Source organism: Collinsella tanakaei (genome assembly GCF_030373545.1).
GTDB lineage: Bacteria > Actinomycetota > Coriobacteriia > Coriobacteriales > Coriobacteriaceae > Collinsella > Collinsella tanakaei_C.
In genome coordinates this window covers 1-21,384 of the sequence record NZ_JAUDCO010000008.1, presented here as the reverse complement: position 1 = coordinate 21,384, position 21,384 = coordinate 1, and the positions used below count along the sequence as shown (strand labels likewise).

Sequence of the window (21,384 nt, the reverse complement as noted above, 5' to 3'; positions counted from 1 at the left end):
GGCATGCCTGCACTAAGTTTGGCAATCAAGGTGAAAAATCGTCAGACATTATTTCACCTGTTCATGGGATAGCGCATGGTAGCAGCCGAGTTATCATGAGATAATGGCGCGGATGGGGAGATGAGACCGCGTGCGAGACGAGGAGACTCTCATGATGAGGCGAATGTTGCTGAGCCTGGCCTGCGCACTAGTCCTGTGCCTTGGTCTGCCTACGACGGCGCTGGCGGCAAGAAGCGTTCCATATATCGATGGGGACGGGAACTCCAAAACGATTTTCGAGGCTACGGAAATCACGAGCGAGCACACCCAGTTGACCCGCGGCTGGTATGTGGTGTATGGCGATGTCACTATTTCCGAGCGCATTGAAGTTACGGGCGACGATCCCACAACGTGCTATGTGAGCCTGATTTTGGCGGACGGGTGCACCCTTACTGCAAGCAAGGGTATCGGGGTGGAAGAGGGGGCCAGCCTCTTTATCTACGGACAGTCCGAGGACGAGGGCACGATGGGGAAGCTCTATGCGAGCAGTTCCAGTAGTGACGCCGCCATCGGAGGGGATATCAATTTCTCTTCTGACACCAACGGCCCCATCACCATCAACGGAGGAAGGATCGAAGCTCGATCCTTCGGCTCCGGATCTGCCATCGGCGGCGGATGGAACGCCCCGGGCGGCCCTGTGGCCATTAACGGTGGTATCGTCAACGCCCTTGCGACCGGCGGCGGCGCTGCCATCGGCGGAGGTCGGGATGCGAACGGCTACAGCAAAGGCGGTACGGTGGAGATCGCCGGCGGCAGCGTCACCGCAATCAGCGCCGCAGGTGCCGCCATCGGCGGCGGCTCGGGCAATTCCGACCACGGTACGCTCACGATTGCCCCGAAAAGCGGTAGGCTCGTTTCCGCGAGCACGGGCGACGGCGCGGAGAGCGCCGTGGCGCTTGCCGGCTCTCCCTTCATGTCGGGCACATCTGTCCAGGTGCCGATCGATGAGATGGGAAGGAAATATTTCTCCTGCAGCACCACAAAGCTCCTGACCGTTTCCCATCTCGACGAGAACGGCGTCGAGCGGACCAGGACCGATTGCTTGCCGGTTGTTGCGGGCGACGAGCAATGGAAAGACGGCTGGTATGCGGTCGATTCAAACGTGAGCGTCGAGAGGCGCATCGTCGTCGATGGCGATGTGAACCTGATTTTAACCGATGGAAACGCATTGAACGTCAAGGGCGGCATCGAGGTGACGAAGGGCAACAGCCTCACCATCTACGCCCAATCCACGGATGAAGCCACGATGGGATCGCTGACCGCCACGACGAGGAACTCGGGCTTCGCCGATTGCGCCGCTATCGGCGGAGGCGCTACGGAGGACACTGCGGATGCGGGAACGATTACGATTCACGGCGGGGCGGTCACGGCCGACAACGCGGGTGGATACTCGCGTGCGGCGGGGATCGGCGGAGGCTACTGGTATCCCGACGCCGGAAAGGGTGGAACGGTCACCATCACCGGCGGCGTCGTCACGGCGTTCGGCGGGTGGAACGCCGCGGGCATCGGCGGCGGTCAGCTAAGCGACGGCGGAAGCCTCACCGTCGCCGGCGGCGTCGTCAGCGCGACGGGCGGAAAAAGCTTCGGCGCGGCAATCGGAGGCGGACTTGGGGGCGACGGCGGAACCGTCTTGGTCGAGGGTGGTGTCGTCACGGCGACCACCGTCTATGTCTCGGACAGCGTCAGCGATGCCGCCGCAATCGGCGGTGGGGGCAATATCGGGGACCGCGCGGCGGGAAACGGCGCCGACGTCACCATCACCGGCGGCACCGTCATCGCTCAAACGTACAAAGGGGTAAGCGCCGTCGGGGCTGGTAGGAGTCTGGCGTCTACCGGCAAGACCGATCCGGGTACCCTCAAAATCGCTCCTGCTCAGGACCAGGCCATTGCGGGCATCGCGGGCGCGGATGAGAAGAGCGCCGCGCCGGTCGACGGCTCCCCGTTTACTGCCGAGCAGCAGATCGTCGACCTGGTTCAGAGCGCGTCGTACTTCCGCTGCGCGAGCGGTGGCATCGATGACGTCACGCGCATCTCCGTGCAGCCCAAGGGCGCGACGGTCGACGAGGGCGATTCCGCCACGTTTGAGGTATCCGCCAGCGGGACGGGCACGCTCTCCTATCAGTGGCAGCAGCGCTCGGGCACTGAGGGGGAGTGGACGAACATCGAGGGCGCGAACGACGTGTCCTATACCACGCCCGCGACGACGGCGGACATGGACGGCATGCAATTCCGCTGCCTCGTCACCGGCGGGCTCGGCATGGCCGCGAGCGATCCCGCGACCCTGACCGTTATCGCCAAACCCGTCTTCGAGATCTCCCTCGATCCGGCTGACGTGGATTTCGGCAAGCTCGTTGAGGGCTCGCTTCAGGGGCAGGTCCAGCCTGTGACGGTTACGATTACCAATACGGGCAACCAGCCGCTTGAGATTCGGATTTCTCAGTCGGAGGCGTTCGAACTTGTGCTCGAGGCGTCATCGGGCCAGCTAGATCCCGGCGACGCGGTCGAGGTTTCTATCGTGCCCAAGGACGGCCTTGATGCGGGCACATACAGCGAGAGCGTCGTCATCTCCGGCGTCAACGGGCAAAACACCGCCACCGCGGCTCTCGAGCTTTCCGCTTCCGTGGTGCACGATCTGGTCAAGGTCGAGGCGAAGTCCGCGACCTGCACCGATGACGGCAACGACGAGTATTGGGCCTGCGAGGCCTGCGACAAGGTCTTCGGCGACGCCGACGGCAACGAGGAGATCAAGCTCGGGGACGTCGCGATTCCCGCCACCGGCCACGACCCCGCCGACGGGTGGGAGGGCGACGCCGGCGGGCACTGGCGCTCCTGCCTGAACGGCTGCGGCGAGAGGCTCGAGTACGCCGGGCACGAGCCGGAGGTTGTCGGGGCGAAGGAGCCCACCTGCACCGAGGACGGCTATTCGGGCGATGCCGTCTGCTCCGTGTGCGGCTTCGTGCTCGCGGAGGGCGAAGCCGTTCCCGCCACCGGTCACGACTGGGGAGAAGACGGCCGTTGCAAGCTTTGCGGTGCGATGCGCTCCAGTTCCACCTCAACGGACAACGCCGATGACGATCGAGAATCGCTTGCCAAGACAGGCGATGGCTCCGTGTCCGTCGTGGCGGCGCTTTGCGCTCTCGCGGCGGCGGCCGTCGCTACGGGGACGTTCGCAATGATGCGGTCGCGACGCTCGTAAGCCCCGGGCCCGAGCCAAGACAACACCGTGCCATTCTGTCGGGGGCGGCGGCCTGCGCGGCTGCCGCCCCCGACGCGTGCACCGTCACGCCCAGGTGTGCACGGCGTCGCGCAAAAAGCGCGCAGCTCCTGGGGCAACGGCATCGTAGTAGCGCTGGAATCGCTCATCGGCCAGGTAGCCGTCGGCGAGCGACCGGTGCGCCTCGGGGGAGTAGAGGCCCTCGGGCCAGTACATCTGAAGCCACGTCGCGTGCATGCGCACGAGCTGTTCGGCCTCGGGACCATGCTCGTCACCCGTTTCCAGGGCGCGTCGCAGCTCTCCTTGATGGCGAGCTCCAGCTCGTCGGCGCGCAGGTGCGCAGCCTCGCCCATGCCCACGTAGCGCTTGTTGGCCGCGTCGATCACCTCGTCGCCGTGCGCGGCGCGCAGCTCCTCCCCGTAGGCCTTCTCGTTTGCGGCCACCTCGCGCCATCGCTTGAGGTGGGGCAGGAGCGTCGCCATGAGGGACACCGCCTCGTCGCGCGAGATGCCGAGGGCCTCGGCCTCTATCGGCGCCGTGGCCTCGATGAACTCGTCCATGGTGACGCCGGTGGCGGTGAAGTCGCCGTGGTCGTAGCAGTAGCGGCAGAAGTCCTCGCTCGGGGAGCCGTCGGCCTCGGTGCCGTGCAGATCGGGCTCGGGCATGGGCATGCTGCAGCACTGGCAGTAATAGCTCTGCGGCATGTCAAAGAAGCGCTCCAGCGGCACCCCGAAGGTCACGCAGATGAGCTTGACCATGTCGATCCCGGGCGCGGTCTCGCCGGTCTCCCAGCGCGATACGGCCTGGCGCGTCACGTAGAGCCTGCGCGCCATCTCTTCCTGCGTGACGCCCGCCTCCTGGCGGATCTGGGCGATGGTGTCCTTGATTGCCATGGTTCCTCCTCGCATACGCCCGGGGCGCCGTCCGCCCCCTGCGTCTTGATTGTGCGGCGGCGGGGGCGGTGCGGCAAGAAACGGGTTGTTGCGGACCCGAGCGAGCAGGGGTCATGTGAAATTGCGTCTGACCCAATTTCACATGCATACCACCGGGGCGACGGTGGGCTGCGGGGCCAATCAAGATGGCGGCCGATGCGGGAGCGGGGATCCCCTAGGGCCCTCTACCTTTCTATCTCCCCGGGCCAGGCGTTGATCCCGCCGAAATCGACCACGTTGGTGTAGCCGAGTGCGGCGAGCTTGCGCACCGCCTGGGCGCTGCGGTTGCCGCTGCGGCAGTAGACGAGGATGAGCTGGTCTTTGTCCGGCAGAGCGGCGGGGTCATCTGAGCCGATGTCCTCGTTGGGAAGGCAGACGGCGCCCGGGATGTGGCCGGAGTCGTACTCGGATCGCGTCCGCACGTCGAGGATGACATAGTCCTGCTCGGTCTCCATGAGCTGCTGGGCCTCGGCGGCGCTCACCTTCCGGTAGCCCGCCTGCTCGGGCGAGACGCCGCACCCCGCGAGGGACGCGAGGGCGAGCGAGATCGATGCGATGAGGGGGATGCGCGCGAGGTTCATGGGTCTCTCCTGCGGGATGGGCGCCGTGAGGGCGGGGCGGATGTTTGCTAGGTGGGTACCCGGGAGAGGGGAGGCTCATACCGGGTGCAGACGTATCCGGCGGTATTGTCACGGCAGAGCAGGGCGATATAGGGGGCGATGGCCGAGACCGCTGACCTGCTCTATCAGCGGCCCTGCAGCGGCTACGAGATGGCGCAGGAGTTCCAGGACGCGCTCAACGAGTTTGCGGAGCGCCAAGCACAGCCAGATCTACCCCGAGCTGAAGAGGATGACCGAAGACGGCCTGACGGAGTACCGGGTGGAGGTCGTGGGGGCGTCGCTCGAGAGGAAGCTCTACTTGATCACGCCCAGGGGGCGCGAGGAGTTCATGAGGTGGATGAACGCGGATTTGGAGCTTCCGCCCACGCCCAGGAGCGAGCCCAGGCTGCAGGTGTTCTTCTCGGGCTGCTTGCCGGCGGAGCGGCAGGTTGAGATGCTGAACCATCAGCTGGAGCTCCACCGCGAGCGCCTGGAGCACTTGCGCGGCAACCAGCGGAAGTTTAACGGGGTACCGCCGCGGGACACGCCCGAGTTCGGCGACTACCTGGTGCTGACGCACGCCATTATGCGCGAGGAGAACGACTGCAGGTGGCTGGAGCGGTGCGTGGAGCTGTGTGGGGGGGCTGGACTAAAACATGCATCCTGTCGAGCAGGGGAAACCAGCGTAATAATTGAAATAAGAATAGGTCCTAATATCACCTTTCAATTCATCTGAAGATATCTCATTTGAATTCGGGTGGATTCTCTACGCTGTCGTTCGTAGGATTGCCGTTCGTATACGCGAGAGCTCTGTCTATTTGGCAGCGGCGACAGTAGTCTTACCTGATCTTTGCGGAAAGGAGTATTCCCGTGGGTGCCTACAAATGCTTCAGGACCCTTGCCACCAGCACTGTTACATATGGCATTGCTTGCGAGGATCCCATTTCATCACTCGTTTTTGCTTGTCCCCCTCCGGGGCTGCCTCATGATTAATGCTCGGTCAACTAACTCGAGTGTCTTTCTAGTCATCTCCCTGTCTTTCTTCAGCTGCTCGACTCTGTGTTGCTCTGCTTGATAAAATGGATTTCTGCTGATTGCGGGCCAATGGCGAAGAACATCCCCGCCCATTCTCACGATTAGCCACCCTGCTGCTTGACCGAGAAGGAGATACAGCCACTCTCTTGGAGACTCGGGTATTCCGATAACAATGAGCGATGCAAAAAGGGAACATGTGATTTGCATCAATGTTTCACGGCTTGTTGGCATTTTCCGCTCGTATGGAACCGGTATTTCATCTTCGATCTTATAGCCAAACCTTTTGTACACGCTGGTAAATATCTCCCGTCGTAGTAGCACCTTGGCGAACTCCTCTAGTGCGGTCGTGTAATTGTCTGATGGAAGACGCTCGTAGAGCTCGATCATTTTTGCTACGCGGCGAGTCCATCCATCAAATAAGCCCGAGGCGGTTATCGCTTGTCCGACAATGGCGGTTAGTCCGCTGATTATGGCTGAAATGGCGGCAATGGCATTATTGGTGTTCACGGTTACTCCGTTCTTATGAATCTAGGCGAGAGGGCGAAAGGCGAGTTCCATGTATTGATCGATGTGCAGGCGGATCATGAGAGTCGGTTGCGCACGGGTTTGGAATCGAGCTTGGTTGGTGACCTCTCTTTTGTTTGTTTATTCCGTTATATAATATCAACGCTCCTTTTATCTCTATTTCTCATTCCTTTGTTTGACTCATTCGTTTCTATGGAGAGTTGCATTATGAAAGAAGCGTTGTTTAGGGCATGGTCTCATACGATACATGGCCTTGCAGACAGTACCATCAGTGCTCGCATTTCAAATTGCAAATGGATCGAGGCAAACGTTGGCGACCTCGATGTCGCATTCGATTGCGATAGGTGCGTCAGTATGCTTGCGATGCTTTCCCGCGACGACGGGAATTCCTATCAGCTCGTTCACCTCATTAATGGTGACGCAAATACCAATCTCGCAACGTATCGCAGCTCAGTTAATCTGTATTCTAAATTTCGGACGTGGCTCCTGCATAACCCAGTCGAGGGCCTCCTTAACGGATCGTCGATGGGCGGCGGGGAACCTGCGGCTCCCTTATCAGAAACTTCGAGTGGTTGCTCGACTCATATGTTGCAACAGAATGCCGTCCAAGCTGGCAATGGGGAGATTGCTGCTCTTTGGCGCGCGTACTCGGAGGCACTCAACGCTCTCGTTGGGGCTCTCGGCAGATCATCGAATGCGCTGGGAGAAATATCTGAGCTTCTTGTTGCGCGAGTTCACGATGGAGCCCTGCTCCCGGCTTCCTCGAAGTCCTCTGACGTTATCCTGCAAGACGGTACAAGGGTTCAAGTCAAGTCCCGAATGCTGCGACAAGGCACTGCTACCTCACTCGGCATCATTCGGTCATGGGATTTTGACCTGCTGGCTATTCTTCTATTTAACCCAGATGGAAGTCTGCATTTTGCTGGAGAAATCGAGGCCGGCGAGGCACACACGCTAGCGAAGCTCAATGAACGGCAAAACGGTTGGGTAATTACGACGACAAACGATGTATATCACAATCCGGCCATGCACGATCTTACGAATCAATATCGAGAGGCATTAGATGTGCTGTAGCATCGATGTCGCGTGCTGGTTTGAATATGATTCGCTCTGTTTGACTTAGCGTAATGGCCAGAATGCTAGCGGAATGCGAATCAATCAACATCAACCGTGGGGCTCCTATCGCATATTGAGTCTACGATTGGAATGTTCAGTTCACTTGCTATCCCCTTCAAACATAGACGCGTTTCATCGGAGCATCTAGGTCCGATAATGATTTTTGATGGGGATTTTTTCACGAAAACATTACCCTCGCATTCGCCGCAGTCTTCCGCCAGTAAGCGCCACTCTCTTTCGTTTCTATATTGCGGCCGCTTATGCAGCGCCATTATCAACTTTACAAGATGCTCTTCACCGGACGGAATGGGCCAACTGTCATAGTACCCAGCAAGAACATAGGATTGTTGGTATATTTCTGCCTGTCCATCGTATACAACAGGAAGCAACGATGTCACCAAATTAGTACCACATGGACCAAAAAGACCGCATTCGCACTCGGGCATATTGAAATTCAATCGGTATTCGAGGCAGAAGCCCTTTCCATTATTGGCATACTCATTCCACATGAATTCCGATTCGCTTGTCTCGGTAAAACAAGCACAGCGAAGTCTTTGTCGCAACTCGTCGACCCTCCGCCGCATTTTTTCTTTGATTTGGCATTTAAAGTCGTCATAGCTCTTTGTGGTGAGCCAATGAGTAAAAATAGAACAATGCTGGTCTTTTTCTTCGTCGGACAACCATGGGGATTGTTCTTCGACGAGCATTCTTATATTCGATTCCGTACACTGTGAATCGATAACTTCGTCAATTTTATCAGGGCATAATGAGGGGAACGTATCCAACTGGTCTTCAAACTCGCAAATTTGAGAAAGATAGATCTCGTTTCTTACTAATGCATCAAGTTCATAAGGCTTGTTTGGCCTATACCGATATAAAGTTATTGGGCAATGATTCTGTGCAAAATGCCATATATCATTTCGCAATAATACAATATTATTTAGATATGGAGACTTTTTTAGTTCCTCAATTTGATGGAGTATCAGTTCTCTTGCGCGTTGTACGTTATCGCTCATTCTTTCCACCAAGCCTTTTGTCGAGTCAGCTAATCATACATTACAATGCTCGTGATGAATTGAATCATGATAATAATCAAATCTAGAGTGAGATGATGAAGCATCTACTCGCTATGTAAATCACTCATCAGTTGGTCTAAACGAAGTTGTTTTGTTGTGATGATTAGCGCTTTCAGTTGATAATTCGCCTTTATCACCGAGGGCACACTAGCCGGCAGGCATTCGATCCGATATAAACAGCAAGGGGTTAGTTATAGATTGCCTCCAGTTAGCTTCTGCTATCCGAATACTTTGGAGTGATACACGATGGTTACAGTCAAATCGGGCCTGAACTCATCGTCTAAAGTAAATGTTCCCGTATCACCAATGCGGACTTCGCAAACTTCACCTTCTTTATTAAGGAGGCCAAAGATCACATCTCTCTTCGGTTCGACAACGACATCCAAGTAACCGGCGCCCTTGAATATAGACACAACTTCCCGGTAGTTCATCCCGTTGGCATCTTCGCTAGAAATCGGAGGATTGAGGAGCGCTAATGTATGGTAGATAATCTCTGGCTTAATGAAGCACGGTATTCTGAGGTCTGCCGAGAAGTCCTCAATAGGTCCGATTTTCACTTGAGTGACCAGGCCATCTTCATCGCTTTGCGATGGGGCGAGATCAGGAATCTCCGTTTGTTCAACATCCCAGAAACCCGCTTGGTGAAGGTGGTCTGCGACGATATCATATCGACTACCAATTAACTCACTCGAAGAACGCCCAACGACTTTCAGAGAACTTACTAGCAAGGCGGCCAAGAAGACTACGGTCAGAATCGCCAGCGAGATAAGCCCGGCTTTTCGGGCTTTGCGTCCAGCGGGGCTTTTCATCCATGCTTTCGGCTTCTTTGCTTTTTCCTGCTGCTCTCCATCCCCTTCATTTTGAGCACGTTCGGGTTCTGCCTCCCTGCGCTTTCTGCTATTTCTTCTAGCGGCTGCCAAAAAAAGAGCGCCCCCAATTGCCGCAGCAGCCACGCTGGCAATCGAGCTTTCGTCTAAAACGGGCTTGCCATCATCGATGTCGTTTGATACGTCATCAAGATCGCCGTAATACGCTTTGTTGCCATCACCGTCCCAGTGGCCCCAATCGGCACCATCACCATAGAACGAGCCGCTTCCATCGGCATTCCTGTATCCCCAGCTGCCATCTTCCCCATAGTAGGAGCCGCTTCCATCGGCATTTCTATAACCCCAGCTGCCGTCTGCTCCATAGAACGATCCACTGCCGTCGGCATTTGTGTAGCCCCAGCTTCCGTCATCGCCATAGAACGAGCTGCTACCGTCATCATTCGTGTAGGCAGACCCATCTTCACTTATGCGCTCGGAGAATTCCTCCAAGTTATCCGAGTCTAGGTAACTCCATCCTTCATGCTCGGCCATCGATGCCATCCTTCGACTCTATTGGGGAGCAATGTGCCCTGTGCTCTGTAGGTCTGCCGCTCAGTTTTGATAGCGCCTTCTCGCATCGTGTCAGGCACTTTAGGCTCTTCTTCATCTGAGAAATGAGCTTCCTATCCGTTTTGCTATCTGCATCGGTGAGTTTATCGATTTCCGTTTCAAGTTCGGCAATGCAGCCCGCAATTCCTTCCCGCGCGAGGACGACGTCTTCGGCTCGTCCGTACTTCTCTAGTGCGATCTCTTTGCAGAATGCGAGGAGCTTCGAGCACTCGCTCTGAACGAACGCCTCCGATGATTGGGCGATGATGGACGCCGCGCTGGCGACTCCCGATCCGGCCAGTCCGATGAGAGCTCCGCCTCCTGTCAGGATGGCCGTACCCCCTGCCATTCCCAGACCTCCCACTGCTAGGGAGCCCCCGCCGACGAATGCGAGGCTCGCACTGGTCAGCGCTGCTCCCGAAAGGCCAGCGACGGCGTCTCCCGCGACCAGCACAGCAATCTGAGGGGCGAAGGCCAAGGCTCCGCCCGTTGTGGCGGCGGTTGCCGCGGCAACCGCGGCTACCGTTACTGCGGCTCGTTTATGGCTTCCGGTCACGGTGCCGACAGCCGATGAATACGCCCTCCGGATGGCCTTTATGTCTTCCGCTCTTAAGTAGTCCTGGCCTTTGCAGAATACGTCGATAAGGTAATCAACTTCAAGCTTTACTTTATTGAGGGGCTTGCTCCCTTCCTCGCCGAGCTGGAAATAAGGCTTGAACTGCGAGAGCTCGAGCACCATGAGATCGATCCAGGATTTGTCCCCAACGTTGCTTGAAATCTCATCCATCAGGTCAAACGCCTGCCTTCCGCTTCGGATGAAATAGTCCTCGCAATTGACGTCTAGGGACTCGCAGACGTTCGCCTCCCATTCATCTTTCCATTTGGTTTTCTCCTTCGCGTCCTCCTCCTTCTTCGTGTTCAGGATGTCGAATGCGACCATCATTGACTCGAACGAATAGAGAAGTCTGGTTTGGCTCGTATCGAGCGTCAAGAACTTGTATTTGGCCGACAGCCGCTGGAGCTCGTCTTCACGCTTCTGCTTGAGCTCCTCCTGCCTCCTCACGGCTCTTTCGTATGCGGCGGAGAGGTCTTCTTTGACATATCCCGCATCGAAGAAGCACGCGATCGCGAATCTGCCGATTCCCGGGTAGTTCACGTTGAGGAAGAACGCCCTCGCGAACATGCCGGCGTTGCCCTTCGAGGCTATTCCCGCCTTGATTGCGCTTCCAGCGGAGTTGACGGCGACGAACGTGCCGCTCGACACGGTGCACATTCTCGTGAGGGCGCGGCTCCTGATGGGGATGAAGCTCTTCGGGTCGAGCCTGTCGAGATCACGCGGCGAGGAGATGTTCTTGGACCTTATTTCCGACGCGAGCCTCGAGACCATGTAGAAGACGCGGACGATGACCTCGTTTGCCAGGACGAAAAGTGACTCTTCGGCGATTTGCGTTGCCAGGCCCATCTCGGTTCTGAAGTCGAAGCGGACGACCTTGCCATCGGAATCCTTGAAATAGGTGCCGTTGAACAGCTTGGAGAGCCATTGCGAGAACGGGATCTCGCTGTCTTTGAAATTGACTTTGATGTTTTGGAAGAGCGGCGTCGACGAGAGCTCCTTCAACACGGAGAGGATAGGGCCGGGTATGCCGGTGCCCTTGCCCGCGTTCGCATGCGATCCGTCGATGTCGCTAATCAGGTGGAAGAGCCAGTTGAACGTTCCTATCGCGATCTTCTCTGGGATGTTCTTCTCCACTAGCGCATCGGCCGGCAGTGGGGGCTTTATGAAGTTTCCCGCAGTGTCCGTTCCGTACCCCACGCCTGTGAGCTGGGCGAGGATCGAGAAGAACAGGCCGAGGAGGGTCGGGTGGTGCGCGTAGTCCCTGAGGTGGTGTTGCAGGCCACCGCCGAATTCTGGGGTCAGCTTGTCCTGGGGAATCGGGAACTTGCCTTCCAGGAACTCGATTGCCTTGGCCAACGCCTCAACGTCGCATCTTCCGTCCTTGCCGAAGATGACCTTGTCATTCGGAAGCTTGCAGCCGAGAGAGCGCGCGGTACCGACGACGATCCTGTCCGCCTCTTTCCCACCGACCTTCGATGCCTCTTCGATCGAAAGCGGCTTTCCGAGGAGAACGCTGAGCAGGCCGGTGATGAGGCCGCTGCCAGCGGCGACCCCGTAATCGATGCGGCTGGCCTTGTCGACGCTTTCATCGAACTCGAACTCCAGCGCTTCGAAGGAGTCGACAATTGAAGGATTTCCAGGGGTATCTATATCGATTTCTGACACACCTTCGTCAGAAACCGGGATTATCTCGTAACTGTCCATGGACGGGTCTCGTTTCTGTGATGCTTTTTTTTCGTTGATCCGCCCTTGTTATCTTGCCTCGGGAGGATTTACTCTTACGCCCTGATGGCTCCTTGCTCTCGGGGTGGGGATAAAAAAGACTAAGTGGATAATAATTGCTTCACAGCTGCTGTGAGTGTCCATTTTATCCAAGCACGTTTCAAGGTTGTCTCAGAAAAACAATTTGTTTCGTACTAGATATGTTAATTGATATATGTTGGCATGTTGTTTGCTAGCGTGTGTCCCTGACTATACGAATTCCTACGATGACCGATATGTGGCAGTCATGCTTGTCGAACAGTAATGGATGGCGTGTTGTCCAAGCCGCCGCCTCGCTAGTGACCACGGCGTTTCCTCTTCGCCTTCTCCTGCTTTTGCTCAAAGTGCAGACGCCTCTCCTCTTCTCGGCGTTGCTTCTCGTGGGCGATGTTTTCCCGTGCTCGGGCTTCGCGTTGCTCGGAAAGGGCTATTTGCGCCTTGGTGGAAGGACCACACCTCTTCAGCTCCTTCGCGACCTGGCGTTGTCGGCGTTTTGGGTTGCCCGCCACCCCCTTTACCTCGCAGACAACGGTTGGATTGAGGGGGAGCCTCGTCCACTCTCTGAGCACGAACTCGAATATTTCCTCATTTGACGGTTCGGCGCCGAATACAACACGGCACGAGCTGAGGAGCCCGTTCTCGACGCGCTCCACATACCCCACCCAAAACTGGCCGTCGAAGCGCACGACAAGGGTGGAGGACACGGTTGTCTTCCGCATGGCACATTCCTCCTTTATGTAGAAGCCACGCGGAGAAGGGACAACCAAGGAGGCAGGTTACTGACGGGCGCCGCCCGCACCCCGACTACCCGACGGGGTCGTGTTTTCATCTCCGATATGCCGATTATATCGCGATTCTCAGGCTCGAAATGATTATCGGCCTTCTATCGATGCCGGCAAAATCGCAAGGAGGAGCTGCTTTAGCCGAAAGCGACTGCGTAGAGGACGTGATTCTTTGCTATGGCGACAGTCACCTCAGCAGGCCTTGTGGAAGGATTATTCCATCCCCGCGAACCTCTCATAGAACGCCTTGAGCTTGTCCAGGATCCGCTGCTTCACCGTGGCGTAGGCGCCACCCCCGCCGAAGCGGCTGGGCTTCTTGGTCATGAGGTCCACCACCTCGGTGCCGCTCTCGGGGATGCCGCCGCCTCGGAAGGCGCGCTCCACCAGCTCGTGGGTCCCTTCGTCGTCCAGCTTCTCGTCGGCGATGATGGCCGAGAGCTCCGCCTCGCGCTTCTTGGCGATGTAGGCCCGCCAGTCGGCCTCGACGTCGTCGGAGTGGTCCAAGCTGTCGATGAACTGCTCGATAAGGTCGCGCTTGTTGCGGAGCTCGTAGCTCGCCGCGACGGCTCGCTCCACGTCGGCTATGAGGACCTTGTCCTTGCAGTTGCCGTCGTGGTACTTCTGCACCAGCATCAAGATGTAGTCGATATTGATATCCACCTGCTTGAGCAGCTCGATCTCAAAGACCAGGTCGTCGTTGATGATGGCGGCGTCGCCCTCCTTGGGGCGGTACTTCTGGTAGAGGTCCTTGTAGACGCTGCGGTAGTCCTGCTCGTCGCATGCGGCAAGGTCATCGTCCTCGGCGAACTCGTCGAAGCTCGTGAGGATGTTGCGCAGGCGCATGATGGTGCCCCACAGGCGGATGAACGCCTTCTCGGCCTCCTCGCCGAAGGGCTCCTCGCCGGGGGCGAGCATCTCGCGCAGCTGGGCCAGGCGGTCGCGGTACTCGGCCAGGTACTCGCGGTAGGGCTTGAGCAGCACGATGCCGCTGGCGTCCTTGTCGCCGAAGAGCGATATGGCCGCGTTGACCTCATCCTCCAGGTCGCGGAAGCACACGATGTTGCCGAAGTCCTTCACGGCGTTCAAGATGCGGTTGGTGCGCGAGAACGCCTGGATGAGGCCGTGCAGGCGCAGGTCCTTGTCAACCCACAGGGTGTTCAGGGTGGTGGCATCGAAGCCCGTGAGGAACATGTTCACCACGATGACCAGATCGATCTCGCGGTTCTTCAGGCGCGCCGAGAGGTCCTTGTAGTAGTTGTTAAACCCGTCGGAGCCCGATCCTGTGGTGGAGAAGTTCGTCTTGTACATCGCGTTGTAGTCTTCGATGGCCCCCTCCAGGAAGTCTCGGTCGGGCGTGTCGAGGCTGTCCACGTCGAAGTTCTCCTCGGGCAGCCCGCAGCCCGAATCGTCCTCGTTCACGCCGAAGCTGTAGATGAGGCCAACCTTGAGGGGCTCGCCGCCGCGCTCGGCCTGCACGCGCTTGAAGGCGGTGTAGTAGAGCTTCGCCATGTCGATCGAGGCGGTGGCGAAGATCGAGTTGAAGCCCATGACGCGCTTGTCTTTGAGCTTGTAGCCGTACTGGCGCTTGGTTTTCTGGTCAAAGTGGTCCAGGATGTAGTTGGTCACCAGGTCCACGCGGCGGGTGTCCTTGTAGGCACCCTCGCGGTAGATGTTGTAGACCTTCTCGTCGGAGAAGTCATCCTTCTTCTTGATGGTCTGGATGTAGTCGATGCGGAAGGGCAGCACGTTGCCGTCGCGGATGGCGTCCACGATGGTGTAGGTGTGCAGCTTGTCGCCAAAGGCCTGCTCGGTGGTGCGCAGGTGCGGGTTGCCGCTGGAAAGGGCGTTCTCGGCGAAGATGGGCGTGCCGGTGAAGCCGAACAGGTGGTAGTTCTTGAAGTGCTTGGTGATGGCCTGGTGCATTTCGCCGAACTGGCTGCGATGGCACTCATCGAAGATGATCACCACGTGCTTGGCGTAGATGTCGTGCTTGGGGTTGGCCTTGATGAAGTGGGAGAGCTTCTGGATGGTGGTCACCAGGATGGGCTTGGTGTCGTCCGCGAGGTTCTTCGTGAGCTCGGCAGTATTCTTTGAACCGTCGACCGCGCCCTTTTCGAACTTCTCGTACTCCTGCATGGTCTGGTAGTCCAGGTCCTGACGGTCCACCACGAACATGACCTTGTCCACGCCCTCCATGCCGCTCGCGAGGCGTGCGGTCTTGAAGCTGGTGAGCGTCTTGCCCGATCCGGTGGTGTGCCACACGTAGCCGCCGGCGCGCGTGGTGCCCAGCATGGACTTGTCGTTCTCGGAGATGAGGATGCGGTTGAGGATGCGCTCGGTGGCCACGATCTGGTAGGGGCGCATGACCTTGAGCACCTGCTCGGTGTCGAACACGCAGTAGCGCGTGAGGATGTTCAGGAGCGTGTGCTTGGCGAAGAACGTCTTGGTGAAGGGGATGAGGTCGCGGATGGGCTCGTTGTCCGCCGCGGCCCACCAGCTGGTGAACTCGAAGCTGTTGGAGGTCTTCTTGCCGCCGGGCCGCTTGCCCTGCATCTCCTTGAGGTGGGACCAGCGCGTGGTGTTGGAGTAGTACTTGGTGTGCGTGCCGTTGCTGATCACGAAGATCTGCACGTACTCGAAGAGCCCCGAACCTCCCCAGAAACTGTCGCGCTGGTAGCGCTCGATCTGGTTGAACGCCTCCTTGATGGCAGCGCCGCGGCGCTTGAGCTCCACGTGCACGAGCGGCAGGCCGTTCACCAGGATGGTCGCGTCGTAGCGGTTCTCGTAGCTCCCGCCGTCCTGCGTGTACTGGTTGGTGACCTGCAGGCGGTTGTTGTGGATGTTGCGCTTGTCTATGAGGCGGATGTTGCGGGTGGTGCCGTCGTCGCGTTGGAGGGGTTGGATGTAGTCCTCCTGGATGCGGCGGGTCTTTTCCACGATTCCCTCGTTGGCGGCGGCGATGCTGGTACGGAAGAAGCGCTTCCATTCGCCGTCGGTGAAGTGATAACCGTTCAAGAACTCGAGCTGGCGGCGCAGGTTGGCTATGAAGGAGGCCTCGTCTGCGAAGGTGACGTACTCGTATGCCTGTCGCTGGAGCTGCTCTATGAAGGCATGCTCGAGCGAGGCCTCGCTCTGGTAGCCTTCGGAGCGGGGGCCATCGAGCGGGCTCACGGAGCACACGGTTGCCTGACCGCCCGTGGCGAGCACATCGAAGGAGACATCGCGGGGGAGGCCATCGAGGACGGACGCCTGCGGCGCATCGGGGGCCGAGGCGTACTCGACGTCCAGGGTCTGGCGATCCGACGAATCGTATTCGATGTCGCTCGAGGGCATGGCTAGTCTCCGGGTTTCTCTTTGAAGGTGAGGAGCTTGTCTCGATAGTACTCGTATTGTTTACGGCGTGCCTCTATCTCAGCGGGGATGCCGGATGAGAGGTCGTTCACGAGGGCGTCAAACTTGTCGAGGATGTCGACGATACGGTGTTGTTCATTAATGTCTGGGACAACTACTTCTACTCTTTTTAGTCGATTCACAGATAGACCTGGCTGAGCTCCCGCCGTCTTGTACTGTGCCAAATTTGCTTGGCACAGCAAGTAGTAAGCAAAGCGTATATTCATTTCGATTTTAGGCCTAACTACGACAGCATGCTCAGTGGCATAGAAACCCGCTGGTGCATAGCAAACGTTTCCGCAAAGCGCCCCTTGTCGTCCAATTAACACAGCACCTTCGTGTTGGTTTGCAGCAGATACATACCCTCTGATGCCATTGCCGCCATAACATGGAACCGTGTGGCCGGTGCTACATACTGGATGTATCAAGTCCGATTTAATCGATTGTCCCGCTTTCATTTCAAATGCATCGTTCAAGGTGAGTCGAGATACTGGCAATGAATCGCAATACTCAAATAATTGATTTATGCAACATTCGTATTGTTTCTGACGCGCCTCGAGCTCCGCGTCGAGCTCCGCCTCGAGCTCCGAGAAGGAGTCCAGTATTCGCACGATTTCCTCTTGGATTTCCATGGGAGGGACGGGAATTCTGAATTTCGCCATGCTATCCCCAGAAACCCTGAGGACTTTAGTTCCAGTGATATAAGGTGCTTTTTGCGTTTGGAACAGGTCTGATTGAAAGAAGTAGGCCATATACTTAGGGTTAAGAGAATGGCTGTAAATATAGGCATCATTGCTTACGGCAATTTCCTCATCGCTTAGCCACGCGACTGCCTTGCAAACATCCTCTTCGTTCTCGCTTGTTGTTGCGATTACTAAATCACCCGATTTTGCCATGCGTTTGCCTTTGGCAAAATCGGGAGAGATGAAGCTGAGGGTTTTATCGGCAAACAAGCCATAAGAGGTGTAAATCTGCCCGTAGTGGATGCAGCCGATGCCTTCATCGACGAAATCCTTTTTCTGTATGCCGCTTCCGCGTGTAAAAGTGCCAACTTCACCAAGGGCCTTGTGCTCTACTCCATCGGGACAAAGACGCTCGATAAGCTCATCGATCCTGCTCATTCCTACGCCTCCAGATCCGCCACGATGGCGTCGATGGCGCGGCGCAGCTTGTCCTCGCGGGCCACGATCTGCTCTATCTGGGCACTGAGCTCCTTGATGTCGATCTTCTCGCGGGTGTCCTCCTGTTCCACGTATGAGCTCACGGAGAGGTTGGCGTCGTTTGTCACGATGTCATCGTTGCTCACGAGCTTGCTGAAGTACTGGACCTCCTCGCGGTCCATGTGGGTGCGGTAGATGCGCTCTATGTTCTCATCGGAGAGGTTGTTGAGGTTGCCTACGTGCACGAACTCCTTGGACGCGTCGATGAAGAGCACGTCACTCGTCTTCTTGGACTTCTTGAGCACGATGATGCAGGTGGCGATGGTGGTGCCGTAGAAGAGGTTCGGCGGCAGCTGGATGACCGTGTCCACGAAGTTGTTCTGGACCAGGTACGTGCGGATCTTGCCCTCGGCACCTCCGCGGTAGAGCACGCCCGGGAACTCGACGATGGCGGCGGTGCCGTCGGCGGAAAGCCAGCTCAGCATGTGCATGGTGAAGGCGAGGTCCGCCTTGCTGGCGGGTGCCAGCACGCCCGCGGGGCTGAAGCGCGGGTCGTTGATGTTGAGCGGGTTGTTCTTGCCCTCCCATTTGATAGAGTAGGGCGGGTTGGAGACGATCATCTCGAACGGCTCGTCATCCCAGTGACGGGGATCTTTCAACGTGTCGCCGAGCTTGATGCTGAAATGATCGAAGTTCATATCGTGTAAGAACATGTTGATGCGGCACAGGTTGTAGGTGGTCAGGTTGATTTCCTGGCCGAAGAAGCCCTCGCGCACGTTCGCCGCGCCGATCTGCTTGGCAGTATTAAGCAGAAGCGACCCTGATCCGCAACAAGGGTCGTACACCTTGTTCACGCTGGTCCTACCCGCCAGAGCGATCTTGGTGAGCAGGGTGGAGACGTACTGCGGGGTGAAGAACTCGCCGCCCGACTTGCCGGCGTTGCTGGCGTACATGTTCATGAGGAACTCGTACGCGTCGCCGAAGGCGTCGATGCGGTTGTCCTGGTAGCGGCTGCCCAGGTCCATGGAGCCGATCTTGTCCAGCAGGATCTTGAGCTTCTTGTTGCGCTCGAGCACGGTGTTGCCCAGCTTGGCGCTGTTCACGTCGAAGTCGGCGAAAAGCCCCTTGAGGTCGTCCTCGCTGTCGGTGCCCGCGGCACTTGCCTCGATGTTCTTGAAGACTCGCTCCAAGACCTCGTTCAGGTCCTCATCGTGCTTGCCGGCGAGGGCGTCTCGGCGGACGTTGGCGAAAAGCTCGCTTGGCAGGATGAAGAGCCCACGTTCGTTGACCGTCTCCTCGCGCCCGTTCTCGGCCTCCTCGTCGGGGAGGGTCGCGTAGTCGAATCCGTCGCCCTCCTGTTCGTTGAGGTAGTCGGTTAGGTTTTCGGAGATGAACCGATAGAACAGCGTGCCGATCACGTACTGCTTGAAGTCCCAGCCGTCCACGCTCCCGCGCAGGTCGTCGGCGATGGACCAGATGGTTTTATGCAGCTCGGTACGTTGGGCGTCTTGGGTCAGGGGCATAGGGGATCCTTAATCTAAGCCGATTCCTTTTTCAGTAATTATAATTCGGAGAAAAACAGGTTCGAAATCGTTTAGGTTGGATCTATTCGATAGGGGCACCCAACATGGGACTGACTGCTCGCGGCGGCTTTAGCTATCTTTTAACTCAGAATAACGGTATCAATATGCCCGCGTTGATTCGAACATATCTTCATCAGTGAAGGACGGCTGATAGCTTTGCCTTATTCTTGCTCACTGAATGCATGATGTAGCTGGATTCTATAGATGCTCTTCAAGCAGATGCCTTTCTGAAGGATGCCCTGTAGTGCAAGTTTGAGACAGTTTTTTATCTCATTCACTCAAGTCGCTCAATTCATCCGAAGCTTAATCTTGCTATAAAAGGGATTCTGTATATTCCGAGTTTGTTTGTTCTGGAAGCGCCCCCTTCAAACTTGGGAAATGCCTCCTAGGTGGCTGACAATATGCATCGATGCGGAATTTCAGCGTCTTCATCGATACAATCATTCTCGATGGGATGACGAGCGAGGAAGTACGAAGTGTTCATCGAGAGAGCCTCTTCTTCCCCGCGTTGATAAAGTAAATGAGTCGGAATCTCGTTTCTTGAGGCAGTAGCGAGGGGGGTGTCTCTATAGTTTTGTCAAGCCTCGAGCCCGCGGCCCCTCGGCATGCTGGCGCCGGCCCCGCGGGCGGGGCCGCCTCGAAGCCGGGTCTCCCGCGGCGTCAGCCCTCCCGGTACGGTGCCCTGTCCCGCATGACCGCGTAGATCACTTTGAGGCGCTTGCGCGCGACCGCCTTGAGCGCCTTGTTGTGCCGCATGCCGCGCACCCTGCAGGCGTCGTAGTAGCGCCCGAAGCGGTTGCGCGTCCCCACCAGGGACGTGCAGGAGTATATGAGCAGGTTCTTCAGGGTCCTGTTGCCGCTCCGCGACGGCGACGACGAGTTGAGGGACGTCCCCGACTGCCGGTTGCAGGGCGCGAGGCCCGTGTAGGCGGCGAGCTCGTCGTGGCTGCGGAACATCGACACGTCCACGAGCGTCACGAGCGCCGCGGCCGTCTTCGGTCCCACGCCGGGCACGGTGAGCAGGGCCTCGTAGGCCTCGTCGCCGGCGAGCGAGTCGGAGACGAGCGCGTCGAGGCGCGCGGCCTCGGCGGCGTCGGAGGCTATCCTGGCGGCCAGCGAGCGCACGAGCTCCGACTCCGCAGCGAGCTCGGGCCTGCCGGAGGACGCCGACGCTACCGCGGCGGCCCAGAGCCGGTCGGAGGCGGGCCTCCTCGCCCCGTGCGCGCGCTCCGCCACCGACCGGAAGCGCCTGAGCCCGGCGGCCCTGATGCCGAACGGCCCGCCGAGCTCCGCGAGCACGGCGAGCTGCCAGCGGCTCGACGGATCGACCGCCGCCTCGAAGGCGGGGTCCGCCTCGAGCAGTACGGCGCGCGGCCTGTTGGCGGCCCGCGTCCTCGAGCCGACCGCGAAGTCCCTCTGGGCGGCGAGCATCCTGAGCGAGGCCGCCGCCGGCGTCTCCTCGGCGACCTCGCGCGGCGTCCAGGGCATGCCCGCTGCCGTCCGCGCGATCACCTCCGCGTCTATCGCGTCGGTCTTCGCCGTGACGGGGAACATGTCGCGGGCCCTCTTCATCGCGGTCCCGGGCAGGTAGGAGACCGGGTTGCCCGCCGCGCGCGCCCTCGCGACGACGAGCGCGCCTATGTTGCGCTTCTGGTCGACGACGACCCTGGCGCCCGGCCCGGCATCGGCGAGCGCGCGGTCGATGTCGGCCGGCCTGTTGGCGACCTCCCGGTTGAACAGCACCTCCCCGGCGGCCCCGACGGCGCGGGCGCGGTGCGCCGCCTTGCCGACGTCGAAGGCCAGGAAGGCGGCGGCCCCCTTTGACTTCGCTCCCATGGTGTATCCTCTCCTCAAGTTGGCTGACCGCCGGCCGCGGGAGCGACAACCACATTACGGAGCCGTGGGGGCGTCCCCCGGCATGTCTCTATCAGTCGCCTGCCGCGGCGAGCCGTCCCCGGCGGCAACACCCCCCGGGCCTTCGCGAGAGGCAGGGCGGAAGGGCCGTCCGGGGCGGTCGGCCAGCGACCCCTCGGGGTCGACACCATCGTATTGCCGGAATGCGGGCTAATACAAAAGAGCCGGCCCGAGGGCCGGCTCAAACTGTAATGGGGCTGTCGCATAATCCCATCTGACGCTGCCGC

Annotated in this window: 14 protein-coding genes and 1 pseudogene; 3 read left to right on the top strand and 12 right to left on the bottom strand. The window is 58.4% G+C overall.

The window, feature by feature from the left end; genetic code table 11:
• The first annotated feature begins 151 nt into the window (after positions 1-151).
• Complete coding sequence (locus tag QUW00_RS07520) at positions 152-3,235, top strand: hypothetical protein (protein ID WP_289613767.1); 3,084 nt, start codon at positions 152-154, stop codon at positions 3,233-3,235.
• A gap of 84 nt (positions 3,236-3,319) precedes the next feature.
• On the opposite strand, the gene QUW00_RS09390 is transcribed toward QUW00_RS07520, so the two are convergent.
• The 3 genes and pseudogenes from QUW00_RS09390 to QUW00_RS07510 form a co-directional block, all read right to left on the bottom strand.
• Entirely contained in the window at positions 3,320-3,706 is a 387-nt protein-coding gene (locus QUW00_RS09390) for a TipAS antibiotic-recognition domain-containing protein (RefSeq protein WP_354003416.1), read from the bottom strand.
• A gap of 5 nt (positions 3,707-3,711) precedes the next feature.
• Positions 3,712-4,146: pseudogene (locus QUW00_RS07515) on the bottom strand (zinc ribbon domain-containing protein); the annotation flags it as partial.
• A 224-nt stretch (positions 4,147-4,370) separates the two neighbouring features.
• On the bottom strand, positions 4,371-4,766 hold the full coding sequence (locus tag QUW00_RS07510; RefSeq protein ID WP_289613766.1) for a rhodanese-like domain-containing protein: 396 nt from the start codon (positions 4,764-4,766) through the stop codon (positions 4,371-4,373).
• On the opposite strand from QUW00_RS07510, the gene QUW00_RS07505 reads away from it, so the two are divergent.
• The gene (locus QUW00_RS07505; protein WP_354003415.1) at positions 4,741-5,520 is read left to right on the top strand and encodes a PadR family transcriptional regulator; all 780 of its coding nucleotides are present in this window, start codon (positions 4,741-4,743) and stop codon (positions 5,518-5,520) included. The two genes, QUW00_RS07510 and QUW00_RS07505, sit on opposite strands and share 26 nt — an antisense overlap.
• Before the next feature lie 212 nt (positions 5,521-5,732).
• Here the strand turns inward: QUW00_RS07505 and QUW00_RS07500 are convergent, their stop codons facing one another.
• Positions 5,733-6,326 (bottom strand): hypothetical protein, encoded by a 594-nt coding sequence (locus tag QUW00_RS07500; RefSeq protein WP_289613764.1) that lies wholly within the window; start codon positions 6,324-6,326, stop codon positions 5,733-5,735.
• A 54-nt stretch (positions 6,327-6,380) separates the two neighbouring features.
• Here QUW00_RS07500 and QUW00_RS07495 point away from each other — a divergent pair, with 54 nt between their 5' ends.
• Complete coding sequence (locus QUW00_RS07495) at positions 6,381-7,418, top strand: hypothetical protein (RefSeq protein ID WP_289613763.1); 1,038 nt, start codon at positions 6,381-6,383, stop codon at positions 7,416-7,418.
• A gap of 80 nt (positions 7,419-7,498) precedes the next feature.
• On the opposite strand, the gene QUW00_RS07490 is transcribed toward QUW00_RS07495, so the two are convergent.
• From QUW00_RS07490 to QUW00_RS07455, 8 genes are all read right to left on the bottom strand, one after another.
• Positions 7,499-8,476, bottom strand: coding sequence for a DUF2971 domain-containing protein (locus QUW00_RS07490; RefSeq protein WP_289613762.1), 978 nt, complete (start codon positions 8,474-8,476; stop codon positions 7,499-7,501).
• Positions 8,477-8,754: 278 nt separating this feature from the next.
• Complete coding sequence (locus tag QUW00_RS07485; RefSeq protein WP_289613761.1) at positions 8,755-9,894, bottom strand: hypothetical protein; 1,140 nt, start codon at positions 9,892-9,894, stop codon at positions 8,755-8,757.
• Positions 9,881-12,271, bottom strand: coding sequence for a hypothetical protein (locus QUW00_RS07480; protein ID WP_289613760.1), 2,391 nt, complete (start codon positions 12,269-12,271; stop codon positions 9,881-9,883). Before QUW00_RS07480 ends, QUW00_RS07485 begins: the two co-directional genes overlap by 14 nt.
• 353 nt (positions 12,272-12,624) lie before the next feature.
• Entirely contained in the window at positions 12,625-13,047 is a 423-nt protein-coding gene (locus tag QUW00_RS07475) for a YjdF family protein (RefSeq protein WP_289613759.1), read from the bottom strand.
• A gap of 276 nt (positions 13,048-13,323) precedes the next feature.
• Positions 13,324-16,443, bottom strand: a complete 3,120-nt coding sequence (locus QUW00_RS07470) for a type I restriction endonuclease subunit R (RefSeq protein WP_289613758.1) — start codon at positions 16,441-16,443, stop codon at positions 13,324-13,326.
• Between the two features lie 2 nt (positions 16,444-16,445).
• Positions 16,446-17,621 carry a restriction endonuclease subunit S gene (locus QUW00_RS07465; RefSeq protein WP_289613757.1) on the bottom strand — a complete coding sequence of 392 codons (1,176 nt, stop codon included), beginning with the start codon at positions 17,619-17,621 and terminating at the stop codon, positions 16,446-16,448.
• A gap of 2 nt (positions 17,622-17,623) precedes the next feature.
• A complete protein-coding gene (locus QUW00_RS07460; protein WP_289613756.1) occupies positions 17,624-19,183 on the bottom strand; it encodes a type I restriction-modification system subunit M in 1,560 nt (519 codons plus the stop codon).
• A gap of 720 nt (positions 19,184-19,903) precedes the next feature.
• Positions 19,904-21,079 carry an IS110 family transposase gene (locus tag QUW00_RS07455; RefSeq protein ID WP_289613755.1) on the bottom strand — a complete coding sequence of 392 codons (1,176 nt, stop codon included), beginning with the start codon at positions 21,077-21,079 and terminating at the stop codon, positions 19,904-19,906.
• Between the last annotated feature and the right edge of the window lie 305 nt (positions 21,080-21,384).